The sequence below is a fragment of the Ruegeria sp. HKCCD7251 genome (genome assembly GCF_013031165.1).
In the GTDB taxonomy this organism is placed as follows: Bacteria; Pseudomonadota; Alphaproteobacteria; order Rhodobacterales; family Rhodobacteraceae; genus Ruegeria.
The window spans coordinates 16,163-31,923 of record NZ_WPZC01000011.1 but is presented as its reverse complement, the minus strand read 5'-3'; the positions used below and the strand labels follow the sequence as shown (position 1 = coordinate 31,923).

General features: G+C 59.1%; 14 protein-coding genes. 5 read left to right on the top strand and 9 right to left on the bottom strand.

Going from position 1 to position 15,761, the window contains the following annotated elements:
- Window positions 1-244 precede the first annotated feature (244 nt).
- Genes GOX75_RS19085 through GOX75_RS19065 form a run of 5 tightly spaced genes read left to right on the top strand, consistent with a single transcriptional unit; the run spans window position 245 to window position 4,451 of the window.
- Window positions 245-1,237, top strand: coding sequence for an alpha/beta fold hydrolase (locus GOX75_RS19085; RefSeq protein ID WP_171125808.1), 993 nt, complete (start codon window positions 245-247; stop codon window positions 1,235-1,237).
- On the top strand, window positions 1,234-2,721 hold the full coding sequence (locus GOX75_RS19080) for an FAD-binding oxidoreductase (RefSeq protein ID WP_171125805.1): 1,488 nt from the start codon (window positions 1,234-1,236) through the stop codon (window positions 2,719-2,721). The genes GOX75_RS19085 and GOX75_RS19080 overlap by 4 nt, the downstream gene beginning before the upstream one ends.
- Window positions 2,718-3,128, top strand: coding sequence for a hypothetical protein (locus GOX75_RS19075; RefSeq protein WP_171125803.1), 411 nt, complete (start codon window positions 2,718-2,720; stop codon window positions 3,126-3,128). The genes GOX75_RS19080 and GOX75_RS19075 overlap by 4 nt, the downstream gene beginning before the upstream one ends.
- Window positions 3,125-4,171 (top strand): hypothetical protein, encoded by a 1,047-nt coding sequence (locus GOX75_RS19070; RefSeq protein WP_171125801.1) that lies wholly within the window; start codon window positions 3,125-3,127, stop codon window positions 4,169-4,171. The genes GOX75_RS19075 and GOX75_RS19070 overlap by 4 nt, the downstream gene beginning before the upstream one ends.
- On the top strand, window positions 4,161-4,451 hold the full coding sequence (locus GOX75_RS19065) for a hypothetical protein (RefSeq protein ID WP_171125799.1): 291 nt from the start codon (window positions 4,161-4,163) through the stop codon (window positions 4,449-4,451). The genes GOX75_RS19070 and GOX75_RS19065 overlap by 11 nt, the downstream gene beginning before the upstream one ends.
- A gap of 3 nt (window positions 4,452-4,454) precedes the next feature.
- Here GOX75_RS19065 and GOX75_RS19060 read toward each other — a convergent pair whose 3' ends face one another.
- From GOX75_RS19060 to GOX75_RS19020, 9 genes are all read right to left on the bottom strand, one after another.
- Window positions 4,455-5,741, bottom strand: coding sequence for an amidohydrolase family protein (locus GOX75_RS19060; RefSeq protein WP_171125796.1), 1,287 nt, complete (start codon window positions 5,739-5,741; stop codon window positions 4,455-4,457).
- Window position 5,742: 1 nt separating this feature from the next.
- Entirely contained in the window at window positions 5,743-6,684 is a 942-nt protein-coding gene (locus GOX75_RS19055) for an ABC transporter permease (RefSeq protein WP_171125998.1), read from the bottom strand.
- Window positions 6,684-7,754, bottom strand: a complete 1,071-nt coding sequence (locus GOX75_RS19050; RefSeq protein WP_371808199.1) for an ABC transporter permease — start codon at window positions 7,752-7,754, stop codon at window positions 6,684-6,686. The genes GOX75_RS19055 and GOX75_RS19050 overlap by 1 nt, the downstream gene beginning before the upstream one ends.
- The gene (locus GOX75_RS19045; RefSeq protein ID WP_171125792.1) at window positions 7,754-9,271 is read right to left on the bottom strand and encodes an ABC transporter ATP-binding protein; all 1,518 of its coding nucleotides are present in this window, start codon (window positions 9,269-9,271) and stop codon (window positions 7,754-7,756) included. Before GOX75_RS19045 ends, GOX75_RS19050 begins: the two co-directional genes overlap by 1 nt.
- A gap of 39 nt (window positions 9,272-9,310) precedes the next feature.
- Entirely contained in the window at window positions 9,311-10,300 is a 990-nt protein-coding gene (locus GOX75_RS19040) for a BMP family protein (protein WP_171125791.1), read from the bottom strand.
- Window positions 10,301-10,491: 191 nt separating this feature from the next.
- Window positions 10,492-11,424, bottom strand: a complete 933-nt coding sequence (locus GOX75_RS19035; RefSeq protein ID WP_171125789.1) for a sugar kinase — start codon at window positions 11,422-11,424, stop codon at window positions 10,492-10,494.
- On the bottom strand, window positions 11,418-13,502 hold the full coding sequence (locus tag GOX75_RS19030; RefSeq protein WP_171125787.1) for an FAD-binding protein: 2,085 nt from the start codon (window positions 13,500-13,502) through the stop codon (window positions 11,418-11,420). The genes GOX75_RS19035 and GOX75_RS19030 overlap by 7 nt, the downstream gene beginning before the upstream one ends.
- A 22-nt stretch (window positions 13,503-13,524) precedes the next feature.
- A complete protein-coding gene (locus GOX75_RS19025; protein WP_171125785.1) occupies window positions 13,525-14,688 on the bottom strand; it encodes a Gfo/Idh/MocA family protein in 1,164 nt (387 codons plus the stop codon).
- 35 nt (window positions 14,689-14,723) lie between these two features.
- Entirely contained in the window at window positions 14,724-15,701 is a 978-nt protein-coding gene (locus GOX75_RS19020) for a LacI family DNA-binding transcriptional regulator (protein ID WP_371808198.1), read from the bottom strand.
- Window positions 15,702-15,761 lie beyond the last annotated feature (60 nt).

Sequence of the window (15,761 nt, the reverse complement as noted above, 5' to 3'; positions counted from 1 at the left end):
TGACCAAACCGAATTGAAGTCGTTTGAACCTCCGTTTTCCCAAAGAACAAGTCCTCACCCCGACGTCTAGGGTGTTGCTACATGTACGGTCGAGGAAAGATTTGATACTAACATAGGCTCTAATCAAGGTGAAACAGCTAAGAACACCAGCAGGCTCACCCAGTATGGCCCAAGCGCCGCACTATTGCGCAGTAGGGTTTTCCAGCGGTTGTTTTATTTCCGCAGGCGCACAACTATCGTCCCAATGAAGAAATTTATCAGGTTTTTTGTTTCAGGCTTATTGCTTGTTGCCGTGGTTCTGATCTGTTTCCGTCTGGCAGCGGACGTTCGCGAAACCATCGCAGCCAGTCACGACTTACCGGATGGTGGGCGGCTAATTGATACGTCCGAGGGCGCTATTTTCGTGCTGGAACGCGGACAGCCCCAGAATATTCCTGTTGTTTTTGCGCATGGTACAGCCGCCTGGTCAGGCTTGTGGCAGCCAACTCTCGACGCGGTATCTGAGGTCGGGTTTCGCGCAATCGCCTTTGACATGCCGCCGTTCGGTTGGTCGGAATATCCGCACCCCCCCGAATATGGCCGTGTAAAACAGTCAGAGCGCGTCGTCGCCCTGTTTAAGGCTTTGGATCAGCCGCCTATTGTCGTTGCCCACTCGATCGGCGCAGGTCCGGTGTCCGAGGCCGTCATGCGCCGGCCCGACCTTGTTTCGGGAATGATCATCGTGAACGGGGCCATTGGTCTGGGCACTCATGAATCCGCAACGGAAATACCCGTGTTTCTGATGAATCAGACCCTAAATAGGCACATTGTCGCCGCAACCATATCCAACCCTATGCTGACCCGGACATTCCTCCGCGGGTTTATCCACAACAAGTCCGCTGCAACGCCCGAACGCGTGGCCCTGTTGCAAACCCCGATGCAGCGTGAAGGTTATACCGCAGCCGTGGCGCAGTGGTTGCCGCATCTTTTGGTTCCGCCTCAGGATGCACTCAGCACCCGGCCAGATAACTGGCGGGTGCTCGATCTGCCTGTTGGGATCATTTGGGGGGTCGAGGATACCGTAACACCGCTGGATCAAGCCGCAGACTTGCGAGCTTTGATATCCGACGCCCAATATGATGCCCTCGCTGGGGTCGGGCACATTCCGCAAATCGAAAGCCCTTTGGAATTTCAGGATACATTGATCAAAATGCTGACAAATATTGCCAACTCGCAGGGACATGAGGCCGAGTCATGACGAATTTCACCAGACGGGCCACCCTCTTTGCCGCAGGGGGCGTTGCAGGATGGGGGCTTTCACGTTGGTTAGGCTCGGATCTGCCGGTCTATGACGGGACCGACCGAACCTTTGCCCCGACGTCCGATACCATCATGAATGACGCCAGCGGGCTGTCACCGACACCGATCAACAAGCATCTGGTTCTGACCGAAGACGCAGGGGACAGGCTGATCACAGCGCTTCGCAACGAACTTGCCGAAGCCACCGCCGAAGGTCGCCCTGTCAACGTGGGAGCAGCGCGTCATTCAATGGGCGGGCAGGCCATTCCGCGCAACGGGACGGCAATAACCTTTGACAATGGCGCTTTGCAGATCGACAGCGCAGCCAAAACCTATCGCGCGCATGCGGGTGCGCGCTGGTCACAGGTAATTGCCGCGCTGGACCCGGCGGGGTGGTCGCCCAAGGTAATGCAATCGAACCATGATTTCGGCGTTGCGGCCACTTATTCGGTCAACGCCCATGGTTGGCCCGTGCCGTTTGGACCGATGGGCTCGACGGTTCGGTCGCTGCGGATGCTTCTACCAACCGGAGAGCTGGTGACATGCTCACCCACCGAGAACACCGACCTGTTCAATCTTGGCATGGGTGGGTACGGCCTGATTGGGATCATCGTCGATATGGACGTGGAAATGGTCCCAAACACCCGCCTGTCTCCTTCTTTCGAGGTGATGGAGGCACAGGGCTTCGCGGCCGCCTTTCAATCCGCGATCGACGACCCGGCCGTCACGATGGCTTATGGGCGGCTCAACGTGGAACGCGACACGTTTTTCGAAAAAGCGCTGCTGATCACCTATCGCGAGACAGATGACCAGACCGAATTACCGCCAGCCACAGGATCGGGGTGGATGTCGCACGCGGCCAGCCGCCTGTATCGAGCGCAACTGGGAAGCGAAGCGTTCAAAAGCTTCCGCTGGTGGAACGAAACAACGCTTGGGCCGGCTCTGGGCGGCGACGACGCAACCCGCAATTCCCTGATCAACGAACCGGTCGTCACACTGGACGACCGCAACCCGGACCGCACCGATATTCTGCACGAATACTTCGTGGGTTTCGATGCGTTCGACGATTTCCTGACCGCCTGCCGCGAGGTGATCCCCGCCTCGTATCAGGAGTTTCTAAACGTCACCCTGCGCTATGTCGCGCAGGATGATCAGGCGATTTTGTCCTTCGCGTCCGAGCCCCGGATCGCCGCCGTAATGTCGTTCAGCCAGGAAATGACCCAACGCGCCGAGGCGGACATGGCTCGGATGACGCAGGCTCTGATAGACCGGATCGTCGAGATTGGGGGGGCATATTACCTGCCCTATCGCCCGCATGCGCGGCTGGACCAATTGACCTCGGCCTATGCGCGGGCACCGGAATTTGCGCAGGCCAAACGCCAACTGGACCCCCGGCTTGTGCTTCGGAACAACCTTTGGGACAGCTATCTGGGGCAACTATGACCAATCTGCAAAAACTCTGCCTTGTATATTTCGTCGCGCTGATGATCGCGGCATCGCTGAACTATGTCCCCGGCCTGACGGATGAAAACGGGCTGGCATTCGGGATCTTTGCACTCGATATCTACGACGACGCGCTACACGTCGCCTCGGCGGTCTGGGCGCTGGTGGCCGGACTGTGGTCACACCGCGCCGCGCGCACCTTTTTGATCCTGTTCGGGCTGGCCTATCTTGGGGATGGCGTTTTCGGGTTTTTCACAGGCTATGGCTATCTGGATCTTGGCATCTTCACCAACGCGTCCGCAGGAATTGACCTGTCGATGGGACGTATTTTTGCAAACCTTCCACATCTGGCCTTGGGCGGTATCGCGGCTTGGGCGGGTCTGCGTGATATCAGGAGATCGGCATGAGATTTCTACTGCGCTGGATGCGCCGACTGGTTCTGCTGATTGTGGTCGTCGCGATCTGCCTTGTTGCCCCGATCGTCTATGTCGAGACAAGCTGCAAGGGAACGGCGCAGTTTCAACCCTATGACGCCCTGCTGCCTCCCGAACACCACCGGCCTGAGACCCGGACGCTGATGACCTATCCGGAGTGGCACATCGTGCACGCCTATGAGGATTACGCCGAGGTTCTGCGGCAGGGCGATCCGCATGACTATGGTTTCTGGCAGGGAATCACCGGGTTCTGGAGCTCGCTCTGCGCCCTGTCGCAAAGCGCATCGGCCCATGGCGAGGTCGATGCTGCGACCAAGCAGATGGTCTATGTCATCGGCACCAGCTTCACGGCCGAGCTTGCTCTGAAGGCCGCCTATGAAGAGACACTGGGGCGCTTGTTCACAGCTCTGCGTGGGCCGCAACGTGCGCCGCTGGATGACCTGTCGGCGCAGCAGGCCGCAGAATACGCCCAGTTTCTGCAACAGGTGCCTTGGTACAAATGGCCCTTCGCAGAGAATGCGCATGACCTGTTGAGCCAATCCAGCGGGTCATTGCGTGACAGCGAACGCGCAATCGCCTTGGGGTTCGAAAACACGGTCAAAGACGGTTACGCCGGCCTTATCGAACAGGCAGTCGCTCAGGTGGGCGCGGATGAGCTTACCCTACGTATGATCGTCACCGGGCCCGAAACGCTTCCGACTTACCCGGATGTGCAGGTCATCGGCTCCAGACCCGAAGGGATTGAGATTGAAACGCCCCGGTATCGCGCATTGACAAACCTTATGGTCGAAATGGCGCGTGATGGCGTTGATCTGGTCGAAATCGCGGGGAATGATGACATCATGTTTACGGCCCTGTCCGATCAGCCAACCGAAGAGGGTGCGGTTTTCAGTGCGCCGCGCCAGGGGTTTGGTGATTATCGGCACCTGATCGTGGTCAAGGTCCCGCAGCTTGCCGAACGGCTGCGTCAGTTGGAGGGCTCTGGCCTGACGCTGGAACACATCCATGACTATTAGGTCCGTTCTGATCGCCCTGCCCCTTTTGGTGCTGGGCTGGCTATCGACATTGGTGGTCGTGGCTTTGCTAACGGACGAAGCGCCAGCCTATGTGGTCGTGCTGCCGCAAGACCGGTTGCTGGATAGGTTGCCGGGTGGCACGGCAGTTTTGGCCGCGTCGCGGTTTAGCGTGACAGTGGCCTCGGACAGGCCGGGCTTTGCCAAGGCGCTCTATTCCAGCGGCGCACGGTTGGTTCTGCCTGCGGGCCTGCCGGGGTGCCTGCCCTTGCCCAAGGTATGAGGCTTACTCTTCGAACGGCACGCGCGCCTCGTCCAAAGTTCGCTGGGCAGATGGCAGGTTCAGCGTGTGTGTCACCGGGGCCGAGCGCGAGATCACCCGCCCCTTGCGCACCACGGCCAGACGATGGGCGCGCAGGCGGATCGTCTCGATCGGGTCGGCGGCCTGCAACAGCACGAAATTCGCGTCACACCCCTTGGCGACGCCATAGCCCTCAAGCCCCATGATCCGGGCAGAATTCTGCGTCACCGCGTCAAAGCACCATGTCATATCGGCACGGCTGGACAATTGCCCCACATGCAACCCCATGAAGGCCACATCCAGCAGGTCGGCCTTGCCCAACGAATACCACGGGTCCATCACACAATCGGACCCAAAGCCCACCGTGATCCCCGCATCGCGCAGCTCGCGCACACGGGTTTGACCCCGGCGCTTTGGATAGGTGTCGTGGCGGCCTTGTAGCATGATGTTGATCAATGGGTTCGGGATCGCATGAACCCCTGCCTCGACCATCAGCGGAATCAGTTTCGAGACATAGTAATTGTCCATCGAATGCATCGAGGTCAGATGTGATCCCGCAACCCGCCCATTTAGACCCAAACGCTGGGTTTCAAAGGCCAGCGTTTCGATATGACGGCTGTGGGGATCGTCGCTTTCGTCGCAATGCATATCGACCATCAAGCCGCGCTCGGCCGCGATTTCGCACAGCAGACGCACGGATTCCGCCCCGTCCGCCATGGTCCGTTCGAAATGCGGGATGCCGCCCACCACGTCCACGCCCATATCCAGCGCACGGATAGTGTTTTGCATCGCGGTTGGGTCGCGCAGCACACCGTCCTGCGGGAAGGCCACCAGTTGCAGGTCAAGGTAATCCTTCACCTGTTCACGCACCTGCAACAGCGCCTGCACGCCTTTCAGTTCATCATCGCAGGTATCCACATGGCTGCGGATCGCACCGATCCCCTTGGCCACCGCCAACTCGCAATAGCGCAACGCGCGGGCGACGATGTCATCAACGGATTGCAACGGCTTCAACTCGCCCCACAGCGCGATGCCCTCAAGCAAAGTGCCTGAGACATTCATGCGCGGATTGCCCAGTGATAGGGTCGCATCCATGTGGAAATGCGGGTCGACGAAGGGGGGTGAAACTAACTGACCTCCGGCATCTATGACCTCGGCGGCGTCTGCGGTGATCCCGGCCTCAACCGCTGTGATCCTGCCGTCGGCGCAGGCGATGTCCACTCCGGTCTGACCGTCCGTCAGGGTGGCGTTTTTGATAAGCAGATCGATCATATCAGCGTTGACCTTTGAACCAAGGGGTAAGCAATGCACGCGGATAATCGGCCGAGCGCGCTGCGATCACAAGGGCGATGATCGACAGAACATAGGGCACCATCAAGAAGACCTGACCGGGGACCAGCGCGCCGACCTCGGTCTGTAATCGTACCTGAAGCGCATCGAACGCGCCAAACAGCAGCGCGCCCAGCAAAGCCTTGCCCGGACGCCAACTGGCGAAAATGACCAACGCGATACAGACCCAGCCGCGCCCATTGACCATACCGAAGAAAAAAGCGTCAAAGGCGCTCATGGTCAGGAAAGCGCCCCCCAGCGCCATAAGCGCCGACCCGACCACGATAGCCCCGATCCGCAGGCCGTAAACCGACAGACCCTGCGCATCAACGCTGTCAGGGTTGTCCCCAACAGCCTTGATCGCCACGCCCAGCGCTGTGCGGTTCAGCACGTACCAGACCACCGCCACCAGCAGCAGCGCCAGCCAAGTCAGCGCCGTTTGCTGAAACAAAACAGACCCTAAAAAGGGTAAATCTGACAGAACCGGCAGGTCCAGCGGCTGAAATGGCTCGATCCGAGGCGGTGACGACACATTCGGCAGCGCCGTGCGATAGGTGTAATAACTGACCGAGGTTGCAAACAACGTGATCCCCAACCCCGAAACGTGTTGTGACAATCCCAAAGGCACTGTGAGGATCGCATGAAGCAAGCCAAAGAACGCCCCTGCCGTTGCCGCGACCAGCACGCCACCCCACAGACCCGCGCCCAGCCAGACGGCCATCCAGCCGCACATGGCGCCGACGACAAAGATGCCCTCGATCCCAAGATTCAACACGCCTGCACGTTCGCAGATCAGCGCGCCCAGCACGCCAAAGATCAACGGTGTCGCGATGCGCAGAGAGGCCGCCCAGAAGCTTTCAGAGAGCAGAATATTAAGAATATCCATCATGATGCAGCCCTCGCGGTGCTGGCTCGGACAATGCGATATCGGGCGACAAACCCGCCGACCAGAACGCAAAGCAGCGAAACCGAGACCACCAGATCCGCCAGGAAAGACGACACGCCCATCGCGCGGCTCATGCTGTCAGCCCCCACAAAGACCGAGGCGATGAACAGCGCGGCGATCACCACGCCCACCGGCGACAACCCCGCCAGCATCGCCACGACAATGCCGGTATAGCCAAAGCCGGGCGACAAGTCGGCGGTCAGGTATCCCTTCAGGCCCGCGACCTCGCTCACGCCCGCAAGCCCGGCCAGACCACCCGACAGGATGGCCACGCCGAACAGCGAGCGGTTGACGTTGATCCCCGCATGGCGCGCGGCGGCGGGGTTCTCACCCACAGCGCGTAGCTTGAAGCCCCAGACGGAACGCGCCAGCATGAATTGGGCCAATCCCGCCAGTATTAGAGCCAAAACAAGCCCCGAATGCACCCGCATCCGTTCCATCAGTGGCGGCAGCATTCCTTGATCCAGAACCGGTGCTGATTGTGGCCAGCCCAGCCCCATCGGGTCCTGCAGCGGCCCTTCCAACATCATCTGCACAAAGATCAGGATGATGAAGTTCAACAGTAGCGTCGTCACCACCTCATCCGCGCCAAAGCGGGTTTTCAGATAGGTGGGGGCGACCATCCCCGCCGCCCCTGCCGCAGCGCCCATCAGGACAATCAGCGGCAACAGCAAGATGCCTGAGATATCCAGCACCCCCGACCCGATGGCCACCGCAGCCATCGCGCCCAGATACAACTGGCCCTCGGCCCCGATGTTCCACAGCTTTGCGCGAAAGGCCAAAGCGGCGGCCAGCCCGGTGAATATCAGTGGCGTGGCGCGTGTCAGCACCTCGGAGAACGCAAAGACCGAACCGAAGACGCCGCGAAACATCTCGGCATAGGCGACGATCGGGTTTGCACCGGCCGCCAACAGCGGGATCGCGGCAAAGCCCAGTGCGATCACGGCCGATAGGATGGGAACGCCCAACGTGAAAGCCCGCGATTGGGTCTGACGTGGTTCAATACGGATCATGCCGGTTCTCCTGCCATCATCAACCCGATCTGTTCACGGTCGCGCCCCGGTGCCTCGTGCAGTTCTCCGTCGCGGATCACCACGATGCGGTCGGCGAGGCTCAGCAATTCGTCGAGGTCCTCGGAAATCAGTACCACACCCGCCCCACGCGCCCTTGCATTCAGCAGGCGCTTGCTCACCTCGGCCGCGGCACCCATGTCCAGACCGCGTGTCGGCTGGTTCGCAAGGATGAGGCGGGGCGAAAGATCGAAGACACGTGCCAGAATAAGTTTCTGGATATTGCCCCCGGACAACAGACGCGCAGGCGCATCCACGCCCGGCCCGCGCACGTCATAGGCTTTGGACAAACGCTCGGCATTGTCCTGGATGTCTTCGCGGCGCAACAACCCGTATGATTGAACCTCGGGATCGTTCAACCGTTCGATGACCATGTTTTCCGCCACGCTCATGGCACCGACGATGCCTTCATGGTGGCGATCTTCAGGGATGCGGCCAACCCCCGCACGCACCATCTTGGCCGGGGTGGGTGAGGTAACCTCGACTCCATCAACCTTGATTAGACCCTGTTCTGGGCGCACAAGACCTGCGATGACATTGGCCAACCCGCTCTGACCGTTACCAGAAACCCCGGCGATCCCCAGAATTTCATGCGCGTGTACCGTCAGGTCGATCGCCGTCAGCGTGTCGCGTTTGGACCGCCCTGCGACCGATACGCCCGAAATGGTCAGGACCGGATCACCGGGCGTCAGGTAAGAGCCGGCAAGCTCGGGTGTCTCAGCGCCAACCATCATCTGCGCGATCGACTTTTCGTCCGCGTCGGATGTGGCCATCTCTCCGACTTTCCGACCATGCCTAAGAACGGCAATGCGATCCGAAAAGGCCAGAACTTCGCGCAGCTTGTGACTGATGAAGATCACCGACAGACCTTCATCGGTCATCAGACGGATGTTTTCGAACAATGTATCCGCTTCTTGCGGGGTCAGAACGGCGGTTGGTTCGTCTAGCACTAGTATGCGGGCATTGCGGTACAGCGCCTTGAGGATTTCCACCCTTTGCCTCTCGCCTACCGACAGTCGGCCAACCGGCGTATCAAGAGGCGCGGACAGACCGCTTTGCTCCATGATGCCTTCGATCCTGCGCCGCGCTGCACGTCGGTTGCGGCGCAGGGAAATCAGGGGTTCCGATCCCAAGGTTATGTTATCGAGGGCCGAGATGTTTTCGGCAAGCGTGAAATGCTGGTGCACCATCCCCACGCCCGAGGCCAGCGCCACTTGCGGGTGTCCCAGCGGCAGAGGACGCAAAACCCCGCCTTCATCCGCAACCTCGATTGAGCCGGCATCGGGCAGGTAATGCCCGAACAGCATATTCATCAGCGTGGTCTTGCCCGCGCCGTTTTCGCCCAGCAGCGCCAGAACCTCGCCTTTGTTCAGGGTCAGGCTGACATTGTCATTGGCGATGACCGGGCCGAAATGCTTGCTCAACCCGTTGAGTTTCAGAACTGTGGAATCCGTCATTGGAAAAACGGGCCGGTTTGTGGACCGGCCCGAACAAGATCAGTTGTCGGAAACGGGTCGGTCGTCGTTCACGTTGACGCGGAACAGCCCGTCCATAATCTCGGCCTGTCGCGCGTTGACCGCTTCGACCACATCGGAGGGCACCAGTTCTTCATCCAGAACCATGGAACCGCCGCCATATCCCATAAAGCTGTACTGGCCGTAATCCGCGGCCTCGAACGACCCGCTGGCGACGTTGGCAATGGCCTTGTCGATGGTGGGCTCCATGTGCCACAGGGCCGACGCCATGATCGTACCGGGATAATCACCCGACGTGTCGATCACGTTGCCAACGGCTTTGACGCCACGCTCTACCGCCGCATCCGACACACCAAAACGCTCGGCATACATGATGTCCGCGCCTGCATCCATCATCGCAATCGCACTTTCCTTGGCCTTGGGCGGGTCATACCAGCTGTCGATGAAGGTCACGAGGAATTTGACATCCGGGTTCACCTCGCGCGCGCCATCCATGAAGGCGTTCATCAGGCGGTTCACCTCGGGGATGGCATATCCGCCGACCATACCAATGACATTCGATTCCGTGGCCGCACCAGCAACCATGCCGGTCAGGTAGGACGGCTCGTGAATCCAGTTGTCAAAGACCGAGAAGTTCGGACCGACAGGCCCAAAGGACGATCCCATCAGGAAGGCCGTGTCCGGGTAATCCTTGGCCACCTTGCGCGCGGCGCGCTCCAGCCCGAACACCTCGCCTACGATCAGTTGCGAGCCCTGTTCGGCATATTCACGCATCACGCGCTCATAGTCGGTGTTGGCCACATTCTCGGAAAAGACGTATTCGATGTCGCCCCTCTCAGCCGCCGCGTTAAGCGCCTTGTGGATACGGCTGATCCATTGCTGTTCCACGGGCAGCGTATAGATCGCTGCAACCTTGACCGTTTCGGCCGCAGCCACACCGACAGAGTATATCGTTGACGCCGCAGCAACAGCGGCAAGAAACAGTCTTCTTGTCATGTTATTTTTTGCCATCACACTCTCCTGTTTTCAGGGATGGCAGCATTTTTTTACTGTTCAGTCAAATTTTTTCCGGTCAACAGCGGTGTATGAAACAGCAGGATGAGCAATTTTTAGGCACTGAAATCGGGGCGTTTGTTCCGCGCAAAACCAGCGCGTCCCAGACCTGATCGAGGCTGTTCGGGTGGCCCGATCCAATACATTGGTCAGTTCTCAAAACGAGGCACGGCGGGTTTGGGAATGCGCGCGCCATAGTGCCGAATAACTTCACCCGACAGCTTTTGACCCCACGCGATTGCCGCCGCCTGAGGCTGCCCGCTCAAGCGTGCCGACAGATAACCCGCATTGAACGCATCGCCAGCCCCGGAAGTGTCACGAATTCCTTCGACCTTGGGGGTCTCAGTCGTCGTTGTCTGACCTTCCGCCAACGCTATCATAGGGGCTGGACCGTTCTTGACGACAACTTCCGAAATGCCCGCTGCCCCAAGCCGTTCAACCGTATGCGCCGGGGACGCATCGCCCCATAGACCTTGTTCATCATCAAAGCTGGGGAATGCGATGTCGGTGATCTGGTTGAATCTGGCGATCGTCTCACGCGTTTCTTCGGCAGACGACCAAAGCCGGGGGCGTATATTCGGATCGAAAGAAACCAAGGCGTTGGCCGAGCGCGCTTCGGCCAGCACATCCCACAAAACCGCGCGGGCTTGGGCCGACAGAATGGCCAGCGTAATCCCGGACAGGTGGATCAGACCCGCACCTTCGACCACCTGCTGCAACCAATCGCGATCCTCCGCAAGCAGACGCGCCGCCGAAGCCTCGCGCCAGTATTGAAAACTGCGTTCGACGCCATCCAGTTCGATCATGTACAAGCCCATGGTACGACCGGTGACCCGGCCTATCCCATCCGTTACCAGACCGTCCTCGTCCAACTGCTTAAGAAACGCGGACGAGACCTTGTCGGTCCCGACCTTCGTGACAAAACCAATCGACGCCTTTTCGCCAAGGATCTGCGCCATATGCCAGGCGGTGTTGAACGTATCCCCGGCAAAGCCGCGCTTGTACGAACCGTCGCCCAAATCGGCCATTTCGATCATGGCTTCACCAATCGCGACGGCCTTGTTTGACGTGAAACTCAGCAAGGCACCGTATCCCCATCGTTTTGATCGTAGATGGCCCCGGTTAACCACGCGGGCCAGTCACGTTCGAAAAAGGTACGGGCATCTTGATCAAACCTGCGGATTTTTCGGTGCGACACAACCATATCCTCGCCGTCCATATGAACGAGAAGTTGTTCGCGCATGTCTGCTTCTCGTTCGGATCGAAACCTAACCTCCGGTATCGGTCCATGCGCCGCTTGGGGCAGAGTATCCCCGTTGGGATCGCAAATTGCGCGGGCCCCGCGGCTGCCGCCGCCCTTGGCGATATAATGATCCAACGCCGCCAATACAGCTTCGGAGGCCAGCGACATCTGCTGCCATTGCAATACGCGCCCGACCTCGCCGCTGCGCTTAAACGAGATCCCGTTGCGCCGGATTTGCGCGTTCAGGTCGCTGGCCGCCTTATGCGCGGCCGATACGTCCTTGGGCGTGCACAGGATGCCGGCGTGATCGCTCATGCGGGCCTGGACTTCGGAACGAATATCGGCAGCGTCGCGGGAGCTGTTGGTATTCAGAGTTGCCTCAATCCGGGTCAACGCGTGCTCTGCCAAGGTCGTGGCGTCCAGTTTCGACGCCTCCTGCGCCATCCGGCTGGCCGCGATATGTTCCGCGACGCGGGTACCAAAAACCTGTCCGGCGTTCAAAGCCGATCCACCGGGTCGCGTGACGCCATGGGTGCCCGCGGCTTCTCCAACTGCATAGATCCCGGCGACGTTGGTGCGGCCCCAGATATCCACGGCAATACCGCCATTCATATGCTGGTTATTCACCGCGAATTCCAACGGGTCGATAGTGATGTCCACCTTGTAGCGCTTATACAGCTCAATCGAGAGCGGGTTCATATGGCGCAGCCGGTCGATTGGCAGATCGTGAACGGCCCCGGCATGTCGCAGATAGCTGCGCACATCGTCATCCAAACGGTCCAGACTGAACGGCTGATCACCCGGCACAGGCAAAAGGTTGCGGTTGAAATCCATGAACACCCGCCGACCTTTTTGGTTTTCCCGCACGATCGCCAGATCGACAAGGCTGGACTGAAAGTCCAGCATCCGTGTGGCATGGAACGGCCATTGATAGCCCTTGCGAAAGATGTTCGAGGCCATCTCTTGCGTGCTGCGATAATAGTCAGCCAGAAAGTGATGCTCGGCCCCGCTGTCATCCATCGAATAAATATGCGGGATCACTTGCACATAAGTGCCCGACAGGTTCCACGGAAACCCCTCGCGCCGCGTGCCGATGCCAAACTGACTTTCGGTGATATTGACCAATTCTAAACCAGCCTCAAGCGCAAGCCCCAACGTGCCGAAACAGCCATTGGGGAACACGCTGTCGCGATACAGCTCTCCGGGCCCTCCGGCCGCGAAGACCAGTGCATTGCAGGTGAACAGCGTCAGCCCATAGGGGTTTGCATCCGAACTGGCCTTGGGGCGGATTGCCAACAGGCCAACCACGCGGTCATCTTCGGTCAGAACGTTTACAGCCGTCGTATGGTTAAAGAAGGGGATGTCCAGCCGGATCGCCTCTTGCGCCAGCACCTGCACCATCAATCGCGAGGTGCGGGGACCGCAGCTTGTGGCACGCCCGACCTCGTCATGATCCGTCTGGTAGCGCAAGGTGCCACCCAGCGCATCCTGCGGCAGGGGCAGCCCCAGATATTGCAGGGATGCCATCGCGCGGATCGAGCCGACCGCCTCGATATATGCCGTGTCCTCGTCCATTGCGCCGCCTGCCCCAATTGCCGCTGCCATGTCCTGAAAGTCATCGCCATGATCTTTCGTATTTGCCGTGTGCAGAGTCTGTTTGTCCGAACCGGAACAGGCCGAGGTCCCGCCCCACGCGCTCTGGCTGACGATGGTCACGTCCACGTCGCGCCTTTTCATCTCGACGGCTGCGCGCAACCCGGCGGCTCCGCTGCCGATCACAAGACCTCCGCAGGCATGGACGGGAATGTCATACCCGCCGATACGGACGGTTCTCGACAATTCCGGTTCCGGCCGCAGGCGCGGCATGGCCACATCGGTCAGTGCGTCGAGAATATCCTGAGGGACAGTGGTGCTCATGAAGATCGGTCCTTATGGCGTATCAGTCGATGTCGATCCAGCGCTTCAGGCGCGATGATGACATGCAGGCGTCGACGATCTGGCAAATGCGATGGCCCGCATCGAAAGTGGGCCACATCGGTTCGCCTGTGGTGATGGATTTAATGACTTCGGCGGCTTCGATGATTTTGCTTTCGTTATAGCCCAGCCCTAAATTGGGCAGCGGCAGAAACGCGCCATAGGTGTCATGCTCGGGACCAACATCAATCTCACGATAGCCGCGCCGACCGGTCGGATCATCATTGGTGTAAAATCTCAGGCGGCTCAATTCGTCGTAATTGTAGGCCAGACTGCCCTTGGTGCCGTAAACCTCATAGCTTTGCATGAATTTTCGGCCCGTTGCGGTGCGGCTGAAATCGACCATCCCGCGGGCTCCGTTGGCGAAATGGCACAGGACATTCGCGCCGTCCGGGTTGGTGATGGGCTTCCATTCTTCATTCCCGGTCAGTTCGGGAACTTCACCAAGGCCGAGACCTTCCACCACCGGGCGTTTGTCGGTCACGACATAAGTGTCCGCGATCAAGGATGTTACCGGCCCGACCAGAAAATCCATGAAGCTGAAGACATGTGATCCCGTGTCCCCAACAATGCCGGTGGGGGCAAGATCCCCGTCGGCGCGCCACATATAGGGCGTCTGCAGATTCCCGTACATGTCGACATGCTGACAGCCCTTGAACAGGGTAATCTCACCAATCTCACCCGCCTCGATAATCTCTTTCGCGCGGTCATGCACCGGGTTGCGGGGAAAGGCGTGGCCAATGCGGGTGATCACGCCCTTTTCCCGCGCGATCTGGGCCAATTCCAACGCTTCGGCCGCAGTATCGGCAAGGGGCTTTTCACAAAACACGTGCTTGCCCGCCAAAAGCGCAGCCTTGGCCACCTCGTAATGTAGATTGTCAGGCAGGCAGATGTCGATCAGGTCGATCTCAGGGTCGGCCACGGCCTCTTGCCAGGTCTTCAGAATCTTGGCGTGAGGGGCGCGAAACGCAAGCTCTTGCTCGGCGTTGGGATTCGAGGAAACCAGCGCCGTGACCCGCGCAGTACCAAAGCTGTTGCCAAAAAAATGCGGAAAGGTCTGGAACGCCATCGTGTGAACGCGGCCCATCCAGCCCGATGCACCCAGAACAGCAACTCTTACCTCAGACATGATCTTCTCCTTTTTCTTAAGCAAGTCTCGCCTGACTAAAGATCGCTTGAGGCGCGCGCGATCAGGCGCACCGGGCTGCGATTCAGGCTGCTGGGTTTCGTTCCGGTCTTGACCCAATTCAGGATCTGTTCCGCCGTGGACTTGGCAAAGTCGGGAATGTCACAGCAAACCGAAGACAAGGGCGGGTGGCTGTCCTTGCTGTCTTCGATATCGTCAAACCCCACCACACGCAGGTCGGTGCCAATCTCGATCCCCAACTGATGCGACGCTGACATAACACCCAAAGCCACCAGATCGTTGAAACAGATCGCGGCATCCACATCCGGATGGTCGCGCCGCAACTGTCCCACAATGGACTTCCCGAAAGAGCGTGTGGCCTCGCCGGTCAAAACCAGTGGCGGCAAACCCTTTTCGTTCAGAATTTCCAGATAGCCGCTCATGCGCTCCTGCGTGACAGGGCGCCCTTCCAAACCACCCAGAAAGGCGACGCGTTTGCACCCTTTCTCCAACAGATGTTCGGTCGCCATACGACTGCCAAGATGATAATCCGGCGCAAAAAACGGCAGGCTTTGCGCCTGCGCATCAAGGGTTCTGAACACTTGCAATGTCGGTGTACCGGACGCGGCGAACAGGGCCAGCGTGTCCTCGACATCGCCATACGCCGGAGAGATCACGAACCCTGAAACCCCATGCTCGGTCAGGGTCGAGATCATGCTTTTTTGCAGTTCTGGATCTTCATCCGTGTTGGCCATGACCGTGGCAAAGCCGTTTCGCGCCAATTCCATCTGAAACAGGGCCGCAAACTCGGTGAAAAAGGGGTTGCGCAGATCATTGATCACCAATCCGATCAAACCGGATGAGGATGATCGAAGCGTTGCGGCAGAACGGTTGTACACATAACCGATCTCAGCCATCGCCTTGCGGACCGCGTCGCGCGTTTCAGCCTTGACCGAGTCGCTTCCCTGCAAAACAAGGCTGACAGTCGATTTTGAAACGCCTGCGTGCTTTGCCACGTCTAAGATCGTTGGTCTCTGGCCCATATTCTATGTCGCCCTGTTCTGTTTACCCCGAAT

Bases quoted from the DNA above. Each gene is read 5' to 3' on its own strand.
- GOX75_RS19085 (WP_171125808.1), top strand. From the start codon at position 245: ATGAAGAAATTTATCAGGTTTTTTGTTTCAGGCTTATTGCTTGTTGCC.
- GOX75_RS19080 (WP_171125805.1), top strand. From the start codon at position 1,234: ATGACGAATTTCACCAGACGGGCCACCCTCTTTGCCGCAGGGGGCGTT.
- GOX75_RS19075 (WP_171125803.1), top strand. From the start codon at position 2,718: ATGACCAATCTGCAAAAACTCTGCCTTGTATATTTCGTCGCGCTGATG.
- GOX75_RS19070 (WP_171125801.1), top strand. From the start codon at position 3,125: ATGAGATTTCTACTGCGCTGGATGCGCCGACTGGTTCTGCTGATTGTG.
- GOX75_RS19065 (WP_171125799.1), top strand. From the start codon at position 4,161: ATGACTATTAGGTCCGTTCTGATCGCCCTGCCCCTTTTGGTGCTGGGC.
- GOX75_RS19060 (WP_171125796.1), bottom strand. From the start codon at position 5,741: ATGATCGATCTGCTTATCAAAAACGCCACCCTGACGGACGGTCAGACC.
- GOX75_RS19055 (WP_171125998.1), bottom strand. From the start codon at position 6,684: ATGGATATTCTTAATATTCTGCTCTCTGAAAGCTTCTGGGCGGCCTCT.
- GOX75_RS19045 (WP_171125792.1), bottom strand. From the start codon at position 9,271: ATGACGGATTCCACAGTTCTGAAACTCAACGGGTTGAGCAAGCATTTC.
- GOX75_RS19040 (WP_171125791.1), bottom strand. From the start codon at position 10,300: ATGGCAAAAAATAACATGACAAGAAGACTGTTTCTTGCCGCTGTTGCT.
- GOX75_RS19030 (WP_171125787.1), bottom strand. From the start codon at position 13,502: ATGAGCACCACTGTCCCTCAGGATATTCTCGACGCACTGACCGATGTG.
- GOX75_RS19025 (WP_171125785.1), bottom strand. From the start codon at position 14,688: ATGTCTGAGGTAAGAGTTGCTGTTCTGGGTGCATCGGGCTGGATGGGC.